Origin of the sequence: Paraburkholderia sp. CHISQ3, from assembly GCF_030464945.1 — a bacterium.
GTDB classification, from domain to species: Bacteria; Pseudomonadota; Gammaproteobacteria; order Burkholderiales; family Burkholderiaceae; genus Paraburkholderia; species Paraburkholderia megapolitana.
In genome coordinates, this window is sequence record NZ_JALPRG010000010.1 from 73,547 (window position 1) to 90,114 (window position 16,568).

14 protein-coding genes are annotated in these 16,568 nt (G+C 61.5%); 7 read left to right on the plus strand and 7 right to left on the minus strand.

Annotated features, from left to right (window positions below; genetic code table 11):
* The first annotated feature begins 11 nt into the window (after positions 1-11).
* Complete coding sequence (locus M0D65_RS22940) at positions 12-1,355, plus strand: EAL and HDOD domain-containing protein (protein ID WP_266254706.1); 1,344 nt, start codon at positions 12-14, stop codon at positions 1,353-1,355.
* 60 nt (positions 1,356-1,415) lie between these two features.
* On the opposite strand, the gene M0D65_RS22945 is transcribed toward M0D65_RS22940, so the two are convergent.
* Complete coding sequence (locus M0D65_RS22945; RefSeq protein ID WP_266254707.1) at positions 1,416-2,873, minus strand: PLP-dependent aminotransferase family protein; 1,458 nt, start codon at positions 2,871-2,873, stop codon at positions 1,416-1,418.
* A gap of 97 nt (positions 2,874-2,970) precedes the next feature.
* Here M0D65_RS22945 and M0D65_RS22950 point away from each other — a divergent pair, with 97 nt between their 5' ends.
* Both M0D65_RS22950 and M0D65_RS22955 read left to right on the plus strand, forming a co-directional pair.
* The gene (locus tag M0D65_RS22950) at positions 2,971-3,735 is read left to right on the plus strand and encodes an NAD(P)-dependent oxidoreductase (RefSeq protein ID WP_266254708.1); all 765 of its coding nucleotides are present in this window, start codon (positions 2,971-2,973) and stop codon (positions 3,733-3,735) included.
* On the plus strand, positions 3,735-4,286 hold the full coding sequence (locus M0D65_RS22955; protein ID WP_266254709.1) for a cupin domain-containing protein: 552 nt from the start codon (positions 3,735-3,737) through the stop codon (positions 4,284-4,286). The genes M0D65_RS22950 and M0D65_RS22955 overlap by 1 nt, the downstream gene beginning before the upstream one ends.
* A gap of 217 nt (positions 4,287-4,503) precedes the next feature.
* Here M0D65_RS22955 and M0D65_RS22960 read toward each other — a convergent pair whose 3' ends face one another.
* A complete protein-coding gene (locus M0D65_RS22960; RefSeq protein ID WP_266254710.1) occupies positions 4,504-4,791 on the minus strand; it encodes a hypothetical protein in 288 nt (95 codons plus the stop codon).
* Between the two features lie 411 nt (positions 4,792-5,202).
* On the opposite strand from M0D65_RS22960, the gene M0D65_RS22965 reads away from it, so the two are divergent.
* Positions 5,203-5,811, plus strand: coding sequence for a hypothetical protein (locus M0D65_RS22965; protein ID WP_266254711.1), 609 nt, complete (start codon positions 5,203-5,205; stop codon positions 5,809-5,811).
* A 12-nt stretch (positions 5,812-5,823) separates the two neighbouring features.
* On the opposite strand, the gene M0D65_RS22970 is transcribed toward M0D65_RS22965, so the two are convergent.
* Complete coding sequence (locus M0D65_RS22970; RefSeq protein WP_266254712.1) at positions 5,824-6,348, minus strand: GNAT family N-acetyltransferase; 525 nt, start codon at positions 6,346-6,348, stop codon at positions 5,824-5,826.
* A gap of 101 nt (positions 6,349-6,449) precedes the next feature.
* Here M0D65_RS22970 and M0D65_RS22975 point away from each other — a divergent pair, with 101 nt between their 5' ends.
* Positions 6,450-6,662 carry a ParD-like family protein gene (locus M0D65_RS22975; RefSeq protein WP_266254713.1) on the plus strand — a complete coding sequence of 71 codons (213 nt, stop codon included), beginning with the start codon at positions 6,450-6,452 and terminating at the stop codon, positions 6,660-6,662.
* Positions 6,659-7,426, plus strand: a complete 768-nt coding sequence (gene map / locus M0D65_RS22980) for a type I methionyl aminopeptidase (RefSeq protein ID WP_266254714.1) — start codon at positions 6,659-6,661, stop codon at positions 7,424-7,426. Before M0D65_RS22975 ends, map begins: the two co-directional genes overlap by 4 nt.
* A 6-nt stretch (positions 7,427-7,432) precedes the next feature.
* Here the strand turns inward: map and M0D65_RS22985 are convergent, their stop codons facing one another.
* Both M0D65_RS22985 and M0D65_RS22990 read right to left on the minus strand, forming a co-directional pair.
* Positions 7,433-11,245 (minus strand): M48 family metallopeptidase, encoded by a 3,813-nt coding sequence (locus tag M0D65_RS22985; protein ID WP_266254715.1) that lies wholly within the window; start codon positions 11,243-11,245, stop codon positions 7,433-7,435.
* A gap of 129 nt (positions 11,246-11,374) precedes the next feature.
* A complete protein-coding gene (locus M0D65_RS22990) occupies positions 11,375-11,830 on the minus strand; it encodes a RidA family protein (RefSeq protein ID WP_266254716.1) in 456 nt (151 codons plus the stop codon).
* 284 nt (positions 11,831-12,114) lie between these two features.
* Here M0D65_RS22990 and M0D65_RS22995 point away from each other — a divergent pair, with 284 nt between their 5' ends.
* Entirely contained in the window at positions 12,115-12,927 is an 813-nt protein-coding gene (locus M0D65_RS22995; protein ID WP_266254717.1) for a class I SAM-dependent methyltransferase, read from the plus strand.
* Between the two features lie 6 nt (positions 12,928-12,933).
* Here the strand turns inward: M0D65_RS22995 and M0D65_RS23000 are convergent, their stop codons facing one another.
* Both M0D65_RS23000 and M0D65_RS23005 read right to left on the minus strand, forming a co-directional pair.
* Entirely contained in the window at positions 12,934-14,388 is a 1,455-nt protein-coding gene (locus M0D65_RS23000) for an HDOD domain-containing protein (protein ID WP_266254718.1), read from the minus strand.
* A gap of 85 nt (positions 14,389-14,473) precedes the next feature.
* A complete protein-coding gene (locus tag M0D65_RS23005; RefSeq protein ID WP_266254719.1) occupies positions 14,474-16,306 on the minus strand; it encodes a bifunctional diguanylate cyclase/phosphodiesterase in 1,833 nt (610 codons plus the stop codon).
* Positions 16,307-16,568: the final 262 nt, after the last annotated feature.

Here is a 16,568-nt window from a genome sequence, read left to right on the forward strand (position 1 = left end):
AGGGGACTGGAATGAATACGATCGCGGCCGAAGATCCGCGCCGTCAAGCCGTGCCGGGCATGACGGGCAGTATCGAAGAGCAGGTTTATTTTGCGCGTCAGCCGTTGCTCGATCGCGATGCGATGCTGTGCGGTTACGAACTGAAAGCCCGCGCGGCGCAACCAGGCGATGCCGATCTCCATGCCAACGCTATTCCCATACCCGACCGGCTCGTGGGCGTGCACCCGGTTGTGCGCGCAGCGATCCAGCCGGCCGTGCGCGCCGCGCTCGTTGGGCACATCGGCTACCTCGACGTCACGCGCGAGATGCTGTTCGACGAATCGTTTGCCATGCTGGCCGCCGAGCGTTTTCTGCTCGAACTGCCACCCGACATCGCCGTCGACAATCAACTGATCGCGCGCATCGTCACGCTGCATGCGCGGCGCTACCGCTTCGTGCTCGATGGGGTGGTGCAGGCCGATCATACGTTCGCGCAATTGCTGCCTTACGCCGAGGCCGTCAAGATCGATTTCACCGGTATTGCGAGTGCGATGCTGCCGAAGCTCGTAGCGGCGCTAAGGTCAGCGGGAAAGATACTGATCGCATCGGGCATCGATACGCAGGCCGATTTTGAGGCGGCGTTCAAGCTCGATTTCGATCGCTTTCAGGGCTATTTCTTTGCACGTCCGCAGGCTTCGTCGGCGCGGCGTGTGAGCGCGCCGCGTCACGCGTTGCTCAATCTGCTGCATCTGCTCGGCTCGGAGCCGACAGTCGCGCAACTCGAAACCGAACTGAAACTGAACCCGGTACTCGTGATGCACCTGATGCGGCTCGCCAACGCGAGCAGTCTTGCTAGCGGTCGCAAGGTGACGACGCTGCGCGACGCGATCAATGCGACCGGTACCGACCGTATCGCTCGCTGGACGCAATTGCTCTTGTATGCGGACGGTCGCAAGGTCGCACTCGAAAACGACCCGCTGCTACAGCTTGCGGCGACGCGCGCGCGTTTTATGGAACTCGCAGTCGCGCATCTGCCGGCTGCGGGTCGCGATGAAGCGGACGCGGCGTTTCTGACGGGCGTGTTTTCGTTCGTCGATGCGGTGTTCGGCGGGTCGCTCGAAGGGACGCTCAATGTGCTGACGTTGGCGCGGCCGATTCGCGCAGCGATCCTTACGCGCGATGGCGTGCTTGGCACGCTGCTGTCGGCGATCGCAGCGCTCGAGCGCGGCGCGTGGGCGGAACTCGACGCGCTATGTGCGCAGCTCGCACCGTTGACGGCTGCGCGGATCGCGGCGTTTGCGCTCGAAGCGGCGGCGTGGGCTGGTGTGGCGGATCGTAATGCGGAAGCGTCGGGGCTGGAGCGGTTCGAGGATTGAGTCGCATCGCGGGCGGGGCGAGTTGCAACAACGATAGCGACAGCGCGCTAGAGCCGAGTGCTATCCCTTTAGCGCGTCGCGCAAACGCGTACACAACCGCATTGCCTCTTCGGCGGAAGCGATGTTCGTGAAACCTAGCAAGAGCCCCTTATCGCTATGGCTACGCCGCGCGGCGTAACGACCCGATAGCGGCTGAGCGTTCAACCCAGCCTGCTGTGCACGTCGCGCGAGTTCTCGATCGCCGGTGCGTGATGTGAAGCGCGCGATCAGATGCATGCCGCCGCTCGTGAGATCGACACGAACCGTTTCGCCGAACGCCGCTGCGAGTCCCGCCACGAGTATTGCCCGGCGTCGCGCATACAGCAGCCGCATCTTCTTCAGATGCCGCGAGAAATGACCCGCCGACATGAAGTCGGCAACAGTAGCTTGTGTTATCTGCGGGCAACCGTTCGACCACGTGCGCGCAGCCTCATTGCACGTATCGACGAGCCGTTCCGGTACCACGAGATAACCGAGCGCGAGACCAGGGTAGAGCGTCTTCGAAAAACTGCCCGCGTAGATCACGCGATCGTGCGCATCGAGACTCTTGAGCGCGGGCAGCGGTGCACCGCTATAGCGATACTCGCCGTCGTAATCATCCTCCACGATCCAGGCGTTCGTACGCGATGCCCAGTCGAGCAGCTGCAAACGTCGCGGCAGCGTTAGCGACACGCCGAGCGGCGCTTGATGCGACGGTGTGACGACAGCCATACGCGCTTTCGGCGCGTGACGGATGCCGTGTGCGACGAGCATTCCTTCGCTATTGACCGGTACTGCGACCGGACGGTTGCCCGCATGTTCGATTACGTCGCGTGTGGGTGGATAGCATGGATCTTCGGTCCAGACGCGCTCGCCCGGCTTCAGCAGAGTACGCACGACGAATGCCAGTGACGCCCGGTAGCCCGCTGTCACGAACACCTGCTCCGGTCTGCATGCGATGCCGCGCGACACGAGCAGATAGGTTGCGATTGCCTGGCGCAGCGGGCCGTAGCCGCATGGGTCGCCATAGAACATATCGGCGGTGGAGGTCATGCGTAGCCGGCGTGCGGCGAGGCGTGTCCATAGCTTGCGCGGAAACGCATCGAGGGCAGGGGTGCCGAGCTGGAACGGTGGTGGGGCAGTGCCCTGCGGCAATGCGTTTGGGGACGCACTTGAATGCTTGCGAGAGCGCCGGTCGACCGTACGCGGTCCCGCTGCGTGCGACACCGGCGGCGGAAGGTGCGCCGAGACGACGGTACCGGCCTGGCCGCGCGCGACCAGATAGCCTTCGCCGGTCAGTTGCTGGTAGGCGGCCTCGATGGTGCTGCGCGCGACGCCGAGTTCGCTCGCGAGCGCGCGGGCCGACGCGACCCGGTCGCCAGGTTGCAGCATGCGTTGCTCGATAGCACTGCGCATGCGTTCGTAGATCTGCCGATGCAGTGGCACACGCCGGCCGCGATCGAGCTGGAGAGCATCGAGGTAGTTATGCTGCGTATTCATGGCCTGATCGATTTCTCCATTCTTGGATCTTTTCTACAGGGCATCGTAACGCTACGCTGGCGTCCATGAACAGGAAAAATAGCGCAGGAGAAGCACCATGACAGGTACGACAACAAACGCAGCCGGCGAGCGGATCTTTCTGGCCGGCGCAACCGGCGCCATTGGACGCATGCTGGTGCCGCTGCTGACGCGCGCGGGCTATACGGTGTACGGCAGCACCCGGCGCGCGGAGCGATCTGCGGCGCTCGATGCGCTGGGTGCGATTCCGGTCGTCGTCGACGTGTTCGACGCGGCGGCGTTGCGCGCGGCGGTGCAGCGCGTCGCGCCGATTGTCGTGATTCATCAACTGACTGATTTGCCGGCGGGTCTCGATCCACGACAGATGGCCGATGCCGCGGTCCGCAACGCGCGGATTCGCAGCGAAGGCACGCGCAATCTGGTCGACGCGGCTGTAGCGGCCGGCTGTGCACGCATGGTCGCGCAGAGCATTGCATGGGCTTATGCGCCTGGTGCACAGCCCTACACCGAAGCGCAGTCGCTCGATCTCGAGGCGCAAGGTGCGCGTAGCGTGAGCGTGATTGGTGTGGCGGCGCTCGAGCGGTGTGTGCTCGATACGCCCGATCTGCAGGGCGCGGTGCTGCGCTATGGGCAGTTGTACGGACCGGGAACCGGTGCGGCGAGCGCGACTGGTGCGAGTCCGGTGCACGTGGAAGCGGCTGCGTGGGCGGCGCTGCTGGCTGTGCAGCATGCGGCGCACGGTGCGTTCAATGTGACTGAAGACAATGACGTGGTCAGCAATGCGCGTGTGCGGCGCGAGTTGGGTTGGGAGCCTGGTCTGCGTTTGTCGATGGAGGCGATGTAATGAGCGCCGCGTGCGCGGTGATGTCCCGTCGCGTTGCATGGTCGCGCGTGGCGAGCGCGGCGCTGGTGCTGATGCCGTTGGTGGTGACGCTCCAGCATGCCGGCGGCGGGCCGGGTTCCGTCGAGCAATGGCTGCAGGACATCTGCAGTGCGAGCGATCAACCGATGTTTTCTAGTGCGCCTGCGCCTGTGCAACCCGGTGCTGCCAGCCGGCCGGTTACCCACGTCAAGGTGCTGTCGTGCGAACCGTTGCCGGATGTGCCGGGCAAGTCCGTGACGACGGCTGTGGTCGATTTTCCGCCGCTGGCGTTGTCGGGCCCGCATCGACATCCGGGATCGGTGACGGCGTTCGTGCTGGAGGGGACGGTTCGTTCGCAGATGGAAGGTGCTGCTGCAATCGATTACCGCAGCGGTGCGACGTGGTTTGAAGCGCCGCGTGCGTTGCATTTGCTTGCGGAGAATCCGGATCCGGTGCGGGCGGCGAAGTTGCTGGCTGTGTTTGTGACGGATCGGGGTTGTGGGGCGTTGGTGATTCCGGAGGTGGGGTCTTAGCGGCAACTCGCGCCGTAGCCGGGAAACTGGGTTCGAGAGATTCGGGGGGCGCTGTGTGAGGATGGGGCGAGGGAGTTCGCGAGACTGCCTGGACTGGGGAACGTGGAGGCTAACTATCGACCCGGAAGCCGTCCTTCCGAGATCTTATAAACGGATGTTCGAACGTCGCAACGATGACCTTTGCTAACTGCTTTGCTGTCGATAAGCTGGCAAATGTCTATAAGCCGATGTACATAACGAATCCTTTCGTCCATACGATGTGGCCGACTTGATCCACTTTCCAATAGATCTGCGCCGATACATCGTAAGACAGGAGACCCACACCTTTACGGAAAAAGCCGGCAATGTGAATCGATCCGTCTGTTTTACAGGCACCGTCAACGCGGAATCCTTGTTCGGTGAGGGTTCTTTTGAGTTTCAGATCATCGGTCCCTGGAGGAAAGCCGGCATTCAATCGGGCGTCGAGTTCAGGCGATGTTCCAAGCCGCCCCATGGTTTTAAGCATCTCCTGCTCCGTATTGTCACTCGGCGGACAGGCGCCCCAGTAACCACCACGCGCTGACACATTTCGCAATAGAGCAGGTAACTCGTCCTGTGCCCGCTCGCAAGCACCGAGAAGCAGACAGAGCGCGAACGTCACGGCAATTGAAACGTACGAGTTGAAACTGAATCGCATTTTCCTACCCCTCTGCTATCTCAAGCATTTTGTTCTATTGTCACATTTGTTTGTTCGTAATCGCTCGTTTTCCGCAATGATTGTTGATGCTCAGGTCACTGGTGTCGAGCATTCCAAACTGGCCGCAAACGGTCTGATGTACACACCAGGATTTTTGCAGAGCGCAACAAAGTCCCATTCGGATTGACTCCCTCGTGGGAAAATCCGCAACTCCGAACCAAATACGGTCGCGCCAAAACGATGAACACTCAAGCCGACATACCGGACCAGGAAGCATGGAACGCGTGGCACCCGGCCGAACTGGCTCACCGGTTGAGCGGTATAAGTTTGCCTTGGTGTGTTGCCGGTGGATGGGCCCTTGATCTTTGGCACGGCAAGCAGACACGTGAACACGGCGATCTGGAATTCACAATCCTGCGAGAAAATTTCGGCGAGTTCCGTCGATCCCTCGATGATCTGGAGTTCTATACCGCGCACTCTGGCGTGCTCAAAAAAATGCACGCAGATCAGAACCATCCACCTGACGTTATGCAATTTTGGGGATTTGACCGCGTTGCTGCATGTTGGCGAATCGACATGATGATCGAGCCCGGGACCACCGAATCCTGGGCTTACAAGCGAGACCTATCGTACAGAAGACCGCGCGTCGAAATGGTGATGCGCACGGCTGACGGCATTCCATACCTGAACCCCTCAGCGGTGTTGCTTTTCAAGGCTCGGGATCGCCGCCCGAAAGATCAGCGGGACTTCGAGATGGCGTTGCCGAAACTGCCGGCCATCGAGCGCAAGTGGCTGAAAGACTGCCTCAACGTTCTTCATCCTGGAAATGAATGGGCGTTGCAGTTGTAACGACGCGCTCCCTCACCACAACATTTTTTCGTGAGTCGCAGTCTCATCGGCGACTGCACTGAAGCCGAGTCGCTCATAGAAGGCAGCGGCGACATCGGTATCTGTGGAAAGCCGAACGACACGAAACCTCGATGAAGCTTCCTCAAGAAGCGCACCAACCAATGCTTCGCCTATTCCCCGACGCCTATGGTCGTTTGCGACATACACACGACGCAGACGGGCCGTATCGCGAGCTGTCGCATATGGATCGACGTTTAAACCGCCGATGCCGACGATATTGCCGTCGTCCTCCGCCACTAGAAGACGTTCTCCTGGCTTATCAAACCTGTTGCTTCCGCTGCGCCATTCCTCAATTAGACGCCGCAAAAACCTGAACCCTTGCGTTGAGGCTTCACGCTCAAGGTCAAATAGCTGCGCAGGCAGTGCATGCAACTGAGTTATCGCAAGCATGATTTTCCAAAGATACGCGGTGTGTGCGCCGTCGTGAGTTTTGCGCTGCATTCTCAACGATTCAGCCACCGTTGTCGAACGACGCAAGTCCGTCTTCCTTTGCGACGAACTGGAGTCGACAAAGGCCACTTGCACTGCCATCGAATAACAGTATATGATTCGTATACGTTTCATATACGGAGAACCACATGGGCATAGTAAACATCGACGACGACCTACACGACCAGATACGCAAAGCAAGCGCAGTATCGTGCCGCTCAATCAATGCGCAAGCGGCCTTCTGGATCAAGATCGGCATGTTGTGCGAGATGAATCCAACGCAGAGTTTCAACGAAATCGTGGCCCGCGAACTGCGCGCCGCGGGGGTGATGGAGCAAGTCATCAAGGTGGCTTCAGCATGACGAAACGCCCAGAAGAAATCGCCCTGCTGGCTGAGTCAGGCAAGTTGCTGGCGGATGTGTTTGGCTATCTGGATGCACTGAGCCTCATCGGTATGTCGACCATGCAGGTCAACGACCTGGTCGATAACTTCATCGTCAATGAACTCAACGCACGCCCCGCAAGCAAGGGGCAGTACGGGTACGCCTACGCGCTCAACTCTTCGCGCAACAACGTCGTTTGCCACGGTGTTCCCTCTACGACCGAGTTTCTGCAAAGCGGAGACATCGTCAATTTCGACATCACGTTAGAGAAAAATGGGTACATCGCCGATTCCAGCAAAACATACCTCGTTGGTGAGGTATCGCCGCTGGCTGAACGGCTCGTGCAGGTGACCTACGAAGCAATGTGGAAAGGCATCAAAGCCGTTCGTCCAGGCGCGAGACTTGGCGACATCGGACATGCCATCGAGCGACACGCCCAGCGAAACGGCTATTCGGTCGTAAGAGAATATTGCGGGCACGGCATCGGGCGCGAGATGCACGAAGATCCCCAGGTGCTGCATTGGGGAAAACCGCAAACCGGCCTGGCGCTGCGGGAAGGCATGGTGTTCACCATCGAACCGATGCTCAACCAGGGGCGACATGCCGTTCGGACCGAAGACGATGGCTGGACAGTCGTCACGCGCGACGGGCAACTGTCCGCGCAATTCGAGCACACCGTCGCCGTGACCGGAAACGGTGTGCGGGTTTTGACGTTGCGCGCCGGGGAAAAGATGTTGGCCTGAAGGTAGCTACCCCAGATAAGGCCGTTCCGACGCAAACAACGCGCGTTGCGCAAAGGTGCGCCATTCCGCGGGCGCGCGATCTCCCATCACATAGATCCCTGCTACCAATGCCTGCGCACGCAGTGCCACAGGCAGACCATCCAGAACATGCTCCGCCGCCGCCACATCGCCGCGGCGCGCCAGAGTGAGGAAGCGATTCATCCGCGCCGGAAAATCCGGGATGTCGTATCCCGTAGCAAGAATCTTCTGGAGCGACTGGATGGCAGGCGTACTGGCTGGCGCTCCCATGACAAGCGCCAATATCGCCGTGTCCTGGTCGATGCCTTCGTCCGCAGCCAGGTTTTGTGCGCGCGCGCGTAGCTCAGCCGAAGCACCGTATGAAGCCGCCGCCAATCGCAGCACATGTGCATGAGCGGGCGAGCCATCGGATGCCGACACCGCATCGTCGAGCTTGCCGTTGGCGAGCAGAACGATCGGCTGATACGCACCGGCTGGCGGCGTATCGCCAGGCTCGAACATCAGCGCATCGCGTACTGAGGGAGATTGCTGAGCCAGCAATGTCTGTCGGGATTTCGCGGCTTGCGGATCGACGAGCCGCGCCATGCGCAACGATTCGATAGCCGCGGCCTCGCGCAGCGCCGGGCTCCCAGCCAGTGCCAGCTCATAGTCGGCCAGTGCCTCACTGTAACGCCCGTGCAAGCTGGCGTTCCAGCCGGCAGCATTGGCATACCACGCTGAGTTGGGCCAGCGTCGACGCCCGGCTTCGAACGCGGCGTCCTGAGCGGGGCCATCCGGCATGCAGCGCGTGACGAGGTAGGCGAGGTCCGGCTGGTCGGGTGCCTGATCGGCTTGCGCACGCTGCCGTGCACATACGGCATCGTGTGCAGCTGTGCCTTTAGTCGCGTCCTGTTCGAACCGCATGGCCACCACGTCGATCGGGAAGCGCGCACGGCGAGCCGCGAAGGCCTCGTCAAAACCAGGAGTGCCGCTCGCGAGGCTCAGCCAGTCGCTCAGGTATGTGCTGTCGGGCGCATCGAAGCGAACGTGCGATAGCAGCATTGGCGCCACCGCGGACTTGTCCTTGAACTGCCCGACGAGCACGGCGGGTGTCATCCCTTCGCCGCTGTCGAGTACGGTGCGAATGCCTCCTCCGGCTTTGCTCTGGATGCTGACGGGCGGCGCGGCAAACAGTACGTCTGCGAAGGTCGACTGCCAGCGCTGTGGCGGCACCAGACGCGCGGGTTCTGCGCTGCCTGCGCCGTAGGTCGCCGTCCATTGACGCAGAGGCGCGGCGCTTGCCACGGTGTAGACCAGATGCTTGTCGATACGGTCGACCGGTACGCGGAATGCTTCAATCGCATCGCCGTCCTGGGTTCGTGTCGACACCGCAATATCGCGGCCGGCATGAACGTCGACGCTGGCATGTGCATTGGGTGCAAGTGCGAGGCGGTGGCCATCAACAGTAGCTACCACGGGTCGCGCCAACGGGTTGTAGACCACCACCGTGGACTCATCCATCGACCAGCCGAATACCAGCACCGCGCCGACGATACCAATCGCCACGACAGCGCGGGCCAATCCCGGGAAGAACCCATTGGCCGAACGGAATCGCTCCCAGAAATCGGGGTTCTCGACACGTTGCGAGCGCTCGGTGTCGATGACGAGCGTGTCGTAAGTGGAGGGAGCTGCGGGCACGGTAGAGGGTGCATCCGGCAGCGGTTCGCCACGGGTACCTGCCGCGATGCTCGCCTCGGTACGCAGCAACTCGCCCAGCGTGGTGCGACCGAGCCTCGACAGACAGCCCGCCGCGTGATTGACCCAGCTATCGACGAAGCGCAGCCAGTCGTTGAGGTTCTTGCGCACCGGGTTGCCGAGGCCCAGTTCGCCCAACATGGCAGACCAGCTTTCCTGACCGAGTTCAGCCAGAACGCGTTCACCGGGCTGCACCGCGCCCGACATGCGGAACACGTTGCTCAGTGCACGCTGGAGGCTTTCCGCACCGGCGAGGACGTCTTTCACACCGCGCGAATTGATCGATCCGCTTGCTGTCACGCGCTGCCAGCAGCGTGCAAGTGAGGCTTGCGTATCGCGCAGCTCGGCTTCGGCATGATGTGCATAGTGCAGTACATGCAACAGCCCTTTCAGATAGGCATGCCACTGCGGTGACAGTTGTTCCGCGTACGCCTGGTGCAGGCTGCGCACATGCTTGAGCACGGCCGCCAGACGCGTGCGCACTTCGGCACGTTCGGCGCCCACCGCATCGATGGCGGGCTGCAGCTCGCTGTGCTTGAGGATGCGTCCGCGGTGACGAATCACGCCATCGGCGGCGGTGTACACACCGTCTCGCAGCGAGCGCAGCAGCGCATGCTCGTGGTCGAGTGCGCGCAACGCCTCAAGATCCTGACTGATCGACGCCGGATACAGCGTTTCGACATCGAGTGCGCCGTCTGCCGGCACCTGGGCGTAAAGCTCCTCGGCGTGAGCGGTGTAACGCGTAACCGGAAAGCCCAGATAGATGCCGCGATAGTGCGGCTTGAGCTGCTCGATGGTGAATTGATCGTCAAGCTGTTGCAGTGTGATGTCCGGCTCAGCCACAGCGTGCTCGGTGTTGCCGATCAGCTTTCCGGTCATCTGTTCGCGCAAGGCCGGGGCGTCATCGAAGAGGGACCAGGCGCTGCGCTCGTCGCCTGGCGCAAACAGATAGGTGCGCTTGGCGTTTTCTTCACGCTCGTGGTTCAGCGGATGGGTTGCCCACATGCGCGGTGGTTGCGCAAGCTCTGCCTTGAAGACGCGAAATGCTGCGGCATCGTCGGCGGGCACCTGCGGCCGTTGACCGTGAGCAGCGTCGTTATAGATCCGTCCGAGGCGCGCCGCGATGGCCTGTTGCACGGCAAAGGCGTCGCGTGGCGGGCGCCCGGCGCCGGCTTCGCCACGTACGAAACCCACGGTACGTTCCCAGGCGTCGTCGGCCACCTGCAACCGGTGCAGTGCGTGGATCAGCGCATCGCTGCCGGTGAGCGACACAGCGACCAGGTCGGCCTGCATTTCCATCTCGCGCGAGAGCGCCCGCTGAACGATCATCACCAGCCGGAACCCGGTATCCACGATCGAGCGTAGCGCCCACACGATGAGGCCCAGCGCCCAGCCAATCCACGCCACGCGAATATCGAAGTGCGACAGGCGTCGCAGGAAGCCATCCAGCACATCGCGCTTGCCGACAATATGCGCCGCGATCTGCTGCGTGGTGTACACCCACCGTCCGAGTGCCATGGAGCGTTGCGCGAAGTGCCCGAATTCGTGCGCGCAGACGGCCTTGAACTCGCCCAGGTTGAGCATGTTCACGAGACCCAGGCCGATCTCCAGATTCTTGCGCGAAGGAAACACCAGGTTGACGAGCGACAGATCGTAGAACACCGCCGCATTGACGCGACCGCTCACGAACACCTTGTGCGGCCGTGGCGCCCCGGCATCGTCCGCCACCTGGTCGAGGAAGGCGAACAGGCCCGGTTGCTCCGCGCGTTTAAGCTCGATCACGCCGGCGTACTCGCCCTTCTTGATGAAGAACAGTGCCTTGACCAGGAACACCGTCAGAAACAGGCTGCACGCGCAAACAAGGAAATCGACCGGGCCCGAACTCGAGCCGAGTGCCAGCAGCCGATTGATACCCGTCATGGCAAACCAGACGGTCAACGCGAGGTACAGCGCTATGAATGTAATCAGCCCGGCTACCGCGAGCCAGGCCTTGCGCTTATACGACACGCTGGGTCGCGTGAAACCAGTGGGTACGTTTGAGGGGCCCGCGGGATAATAGTTTTCCATGGCAGATGAGGTATCTGACGGCGATTTATAAATGTGCCAAAACTGGCGCTTATTGGATTTACTCTAGGTCTCTGTGGCCCGTCTATGCTACCTGCCAAAATCGCGGCGGTCTATTGTGTGTAGTGGTCTTTATACTGTTTTTGCCGCAGTTACCGTTATTTCAACGAGCCACCCTGGTTCGACCAGCCCGACGACCTGGGAGCGAGTGCGAGTAGGGATGTTCGGTTGTGTTTTCGAACCAAAATACTCCAGATAGACACTCGAAAAACCTTCGTAATCGGGTTTACCGTTGTTCGCCGGATCACCCACAAAGATTGCCTGCACGGTAACGACATCGCCCAACATATAGCCTTTACTGCCAAGGATATGGCCAATCTGATCCAATGCGCTTCTAGTTTGGGTTCGCGTATCGCCAAACTGGGCGACCGTGTGAGGCTCGGCATCCGGGTTCGACGGCAATGCCCCGACGCCACTCAGCACGATATATTTTGCACCCGCGGGGATTTCGATCGCTTCCGAAAATTCTCTCGCCCACGCTTCTTTCATGGAGCTAGGTGTTTCATGTCGCACGATTGCACTGCTCATGTGGTTCTCCCGATTTTATGTGGGAACTGCGGCGTGCATGAAGATAACACTGTCCCGTAACTTGTATAACCGGATTGGTGCAATCCACCATCTGAAACCTGGCATCTCTGATTCTATCGAGTGATATCGATTCCGGTTGCGGTGTCGACTCACCGCTCCTGGTTGACTAATTCCCAACGCTATCAGCCGAGTTGAAATCTGCACGCGAGTGACCGTTCTCCTGTTAATGCATCGCAAGACCCCGCGATTTCGACAACTCATCAGAGCAAACCAGGAGCATCACGATGAACCCAAACAAAGCCCTATGGGAAAAAGGTGACTTCACGCGCATCGCCCAGACCATGCGGGAAAGCGGAGAGGTGCTGGTCAAGCGGCTCGGCATCAAGGAAGGACAACAGGTGCTCGATCTGGGTTGCGGCGACGGAACAACAGCCATACCTGCCGCGCAACTAGGCGCGCAAGTACTCGGCGTCGACGTCGCAAGCAACCTCGTAGCGGCCGGTAACGCACGCGCCAGCGAGTTACAACTAACAAACTGCAAATTTCAGGAAGGCGATGCATGCGATCTGCGCGACCTGAAAGACGCCAGCTTCGATCGCGTCGTCAGCATCTTCGGCGCCATGTTCGCGCCGCGACCCGTTGATGTCGCAAAAGAAATGGTTCGCGTAACGCGACCCGGCGGCCAGATCACGATGGGCAACTGGATTCCCAACGATCCAACCCTGGTCGCGCGTCTTCTCAAGATCGGCGCAGCCTACTCACCACCGCCGCCGGAAGGATTCATCAGCCCGATGCTATGGGGCGTCGAGGACGACGTGATCGAACGATTCGGCGCAACAGGGGTGAAGCGCGAGCAGATAGCATTCGAACGTGCGACATACTTCTTCAACTATCGCGGCACACCGGCCGGATTCGCTAACGAATTCAGAAACTTCTACGGCCCGGCGATGAACGCATTCGATGCCGCCGAGAAGAGCGGCCGATCCGCCGATCTGCAAAGGGAACTGGAAGAACTGTTCGCGAGTGAAAACCGGGGCTCGCAGAGAGATGCCTTATCGATTCCGGCCACCTTCCTGCACGTTACCGTGACGCTTTGAGGCACATCAAGGCGCCGTAGCCTCCATCGCCGCCGCATGCGCAAAGAACCGCCCAAGCTCCCGCGCAAGACTATTGAGCGCAGCCATCTCGCGCTGCGAGATCCGCCGGGGCTCATGCGTCAACGACCAGTCGCCGTATAGCAACGCGACAGTCGACTGGTTTTCAGCCGCGATCGGCAGCAACACAAACGAGCGCGCGTCATCGATCGAACGACGGAACCACTGCGGCAAACGCGCGAGCATCTTCGGATCGCGCGCGTTCTCGATGAAAATGCCCACCGAGTTCGCAATGGCAAGATGAAACACATCCGGTTCGAAAGCGGCGTCGAACCCGAGCTTTGGCAGCGCGGCTTCGACGTTCGGCCCAAAGCCGAGCTTCGCCTTGAACGTGCCGCTACCGTGCCGCACGAACACGATCGTGCGCGTGAAACCAAGGCCCGCCAGCACGGTCTCGGACGCGAGCGCGAGCACCGGGCCGAGCGCGTTCTCCGACGGTAGCGCGCGCAGATCCTCGAGACCCGCACCGATACGCGTCTCCGGATCAAGTGTCGCGCGCGCGATCGCGTCGGCGTTGGCGCGCAACTCGACGATCTCCCGCATCACGCTGTCCCCGGCTTCTTCGCGAGCCAGCGCGACGCTCATCTCCACCAGCGCGTCGGGGTCGGTACCGAGCACGCGGTTGTAGCGGTATGCCAGCTGGACGATGTGCATCTCGCGCTGGGTGTCGGCCAGATTCGGCGCGCTCAGCACGTCGGCGACTTCGGTCGAATAGCGGGTGATCGCACGTAACCATTGCACCTGGCGCGGCTCGTCGGCCTGTGGGTCGTAGTCGACCATGCCGGCACGGATCGTCTCCGGCAGGCGCCAGCGGATCGCGGCCTCAAGACCGATTTCCTCGAACGTGACACCGAGCACGGCTTCGCACGCTGCGTTTTCATCGATACCGGTTTCGACCTGGCGGCGGATCTGATCCCATTCTGCGTCGAGATAGAACACAACGAGCAGTTTGCCGACCTGGCGCATCAGCGTGCAGACCACCGCCTCTTCGCCGGCGCGCAGATCGCCGTGCTCGGTCAGCTTGCGCGCGACGCAGCCCGACAGCAACGTGCGGTTCAGTTCGAGTTTGGCGTCGATGCGGCGCGGCACGCTGTGATGGAAGTGATCGACGATCTTCAGTCCGACCACCAGATGACCGACCGCGTCCATACCGAGCACCATCAGCGCTCGCGTCACCGTCGTGATGTTGCCGCCGAACGCCATATACATCGCCGAGTTCGCGAGCCGCAGCACTTTCTGCGTCAGCGCGAAATCGGACAGCACGACCTGTACGAGCGAACTGTAGTCGAGTTCCTCGTTGTTCATCGCCGCCATCGTCGTGCGCAACGACTGCGACAGCATCGGGAAATCGCCGCGCTCGCTCATTCGAGCCCAAAGCCTGTCGAGCACCGCTGCCTTTAGCATGTGAATCCCGCGAAACTCATACGTGTTCTAGTGAGTGGCATGCCGGCGCGCGGCCGGCGTACGAGAGGCGAAAGCGTTGCGTGGTTCATACGGCAGGGCAGGAGGCATCGTGCAGATGCAACGCGCGCGACACGAAGCGTTGCGCGAGTTCCTCCGACGGTAATGCCTGGCAGACCACCCAGCCCTGAATGTGACCGCAGCCCATCTCCGTGAGCAGCGTTCGCTGTGCCTCGGTCTCGACCCCTTCTGCGACCAGTTCGAGATCGAGCGTCTGTGCGAGACCGACCACCGCGTTGACGATGGCCTGATCGTTGCGCGAGTTGAGCAGGTTCTCGACAAAACTCCGATCGATCTTCAGCTTCGCGAGCGGGAAGCGCTGCAGGTACGCGAGGCTCGAATAGCCGGTGCCGAAATCGTCGACGGCGAAACGGATGCCGATCGCGGCGAGCTCTTCGAGCAGCGCCTTGGCGTGCGCCGGATCGCGCATCAACAGGCTTTCGGTGATCTCGAACACGAGGCGCCGCGGATCGAGACCGGTCAGTGCAATCGCCTCGCGCACGTTGTCCTTGAAGCGCGGGTCGCGAAACTGCTGCGGCGACACGTTGACCGCGACGTATTGCAGCGAGATGCCCTGACCATCCCACTGGATCAACTGCATGCACGCGGCCTTCAGCACCCAGTTGCCGAGATAGTTGATCAGCCCCACCGATTCGGCGAGCGGAATGAACACCGACGGCGGCACGAGTCCGTGCAGCGGATGCTGCCAGCGCATCAACGCTTCCACACCAACCACGCCGTGACTCTGGCTGCTGGTGATCGGCTGGAAGTGCAGCGAGAACTCGCCGTTGCGTACGCCGTCGTACAGGTCGGATTCGAGCTGCAGGCGCTCGGCATCGGCGGGGCTGTCGTCGGCGACGTAGAACGCGAGCGTGTTGCCGCCCGTGCTCTTCGCCTGGGTCAGCGCGTGATCGGCCCAGCGCAGCAGATGACTGTCGCGCGTCGCGGCTTCGCCCGCATGAACCACGTCGGGATAAAGCGCAATACCGATGCTGGCCGACAGATGCACCTGCTGGCCACGGTACGAATACGGTTGCTGCACCGCAGTCAGCAATCGTCGCGAGAGCGTCTCGGCCGCCGCGGCGACCTGGGTGCGGCTGCCGCCGGTGGGCAGCAGGATCGCGAATTCATCGCTGGCGATGCGCGCGATCGTCTCGCCCTGGTTCGCGATAGCCAGAACGCGGCGCGCAGTTTCGCGCAGCATCTCGTCGCCGGCATCGTAGCCGAGCGCGCGGTTCACACGCTGGTAATCGTCGAGGTCGAGCAGCAGTAGTGCAGCCGGCGCGCTGAGGGTGTCCGCACGCTGTTGCGCGTCGAGCAGCGCTGGAACGAGCGCCGACAGATTGGCGATGCCGGTGAGCGGATCGTGATGCAGCGCGTGCGTGAGACGTGCTTCGGTGGCGCGCCACGACGACACGTCGAAGCCGGCGATCGCATAACCCTCTACACCATCCTGATGATTGCGCACGACCCGCAGTTCGACGGAAACCGGATAGGTCAGCGATTTGATCAGGTCGAGCGTGGTCTTCTCGACTGTGCCGCTGGCGTTCGCGCGCGCAAGCAATGCGGCGAAGCGGGCGGTGTCGGCGGGAGCGATGAGATCGTGCAGCGTAACGGTCTGCAGATACTCGCGGTGATAGCCGATGAAGCGCAGGCTTGAGTCGGACACGTACAGAAAGCGCAGGTCGCGGTCGACGTGAACGAGGAAGTCGACCGCACCGACGCTCTCCTCGAATCCGAAGCGTGCCGCCGGGCCGACCCGCAAGGGCCGGCGCTTCGCGCGCCGGCCGAGCGCACGGAACCGGTCGATGACCGTGCGCAAGGAGCCCTGGTGGGGCGCGATAATCCTGTTCGCTTCCATGTCTGTGGCTGGCAACCCGTATCGGTTCTGCGGTCCGAAGGATGGAACTACCCATCAAAACGTGATATCGACCGGGCCGGGCGAATCTTTAGGTTTTCCTGACAGTTTGCTGCAAGGTAATCGGCATGCGAACGAAGGGTGCGTGCGCATGCGCCATGCATGTCGGTTGCGCGCGCCAGCATCCGGCCCGCGCCGGTCTGCGGAAAAGCACGGCGTGCCGTAACGTGGTCCAATAGCGACGTCCGATAGCGACGCGGTTGCG

What these genes read in the sequence shown, in the direction of transcription:
- M0D65_RS22945 (WP_266254707.1), bottom strand. Translation starts at nt 2,873, where the DNA reads ATGAATACGCAGCATAACTACCTCGATGCTCTCCAGCTCGATCGCGGC.
- M0D65_RS22985 (WP_266254715.1), bottom strand. Translation starts at nt 11,245, where the DNA reads ATGGAAAACTATTATCCCGCGGGCCCCTCAAACGTACCCACTGGTTTC.
- M0D65_RS22955 (WP_266254709.1), top strand. Translation starts at nt 3,735, where the DNA reads ATGAGCGCCGCGTGCGCGGTGATGTCCCGTCGCGTTGCATGGTCGCGC.
- M0D65_RS22990 (WP_266254716.1), bottom strand. Translation starts at nt 11,830, where the DNA reads ATGAGCAGTGCAATCGTGCGACATGAAACACCTAGCTCCATGAAAGAA.
- M0D65_RS22975 (WP_266254713.1), top strand. Translation starts at nt 6,450, where the DNA reads ATGGGCATAGTAAACATCGACGACGACCTACACGACCAGATACGCAAA.
- M0D65_RS22965 (WP_266254711.1), top strand. Translation starts at nt 5,203, where the DNA reads ATGAACACTCAAGCCGACATACCGGACCAGGAAGCATGGAACGCGTGG.
- M0D65_RS22960 (WP_266254710.1), bottom strand. Translation starts at nt 4,791, where the DNA reads ATGCTTAAAACCATGGGGCGGCTTGGAACATCGCCTGAACTCGACGCC.
- M0D65_RS23000 (WP_266254718.1), bottom strand. Translation starts at nt 14,388, where the DNA reads ATGCTAAAGGCAGCGGTGCTCGACAGGCTTTGGGCTCGAATGAGCGAG.
- map (WP_266254714.1), top strand. Translation starts at nt 6,659, where the DNA reads ATGACGAAACGCCCAGAAGAAATCGCCCTGCTGGCTGAGTCAGGCAAG.
- M0D65_RS22995 (WP_266254717.1), top strand. Translation starts at nt 12,115, where the DNA reads ATGAACCCAAACAAAGCCCTATGGGAAAAAGGTGACTTCACGCGCATC.
- M0D65_RS22940 (WP_266254706.1), top strand. Translation starts at nt 12, where the DNA reads ATGAATACGATCGCGGCCGAAGATCCGCGCCGTCAAGCCGTGCCGGGC.
- M0D65_RS22950 (WP_266254708.1), top strand. Translation starts at nt 2,971, where the DNA reads ATGACAGGTACGACAACAAACGCAGCCGGCGAGCGGATCTTTCTGGCC.
- M0D65_RS23005 (WP_266254719.1), bottom strand. Translation starts at nt 16,306, where the DNA reads ATGGAAGCGAACAGGATTATCGCGCCCCACCAGGGCTCCTTGCGCACG.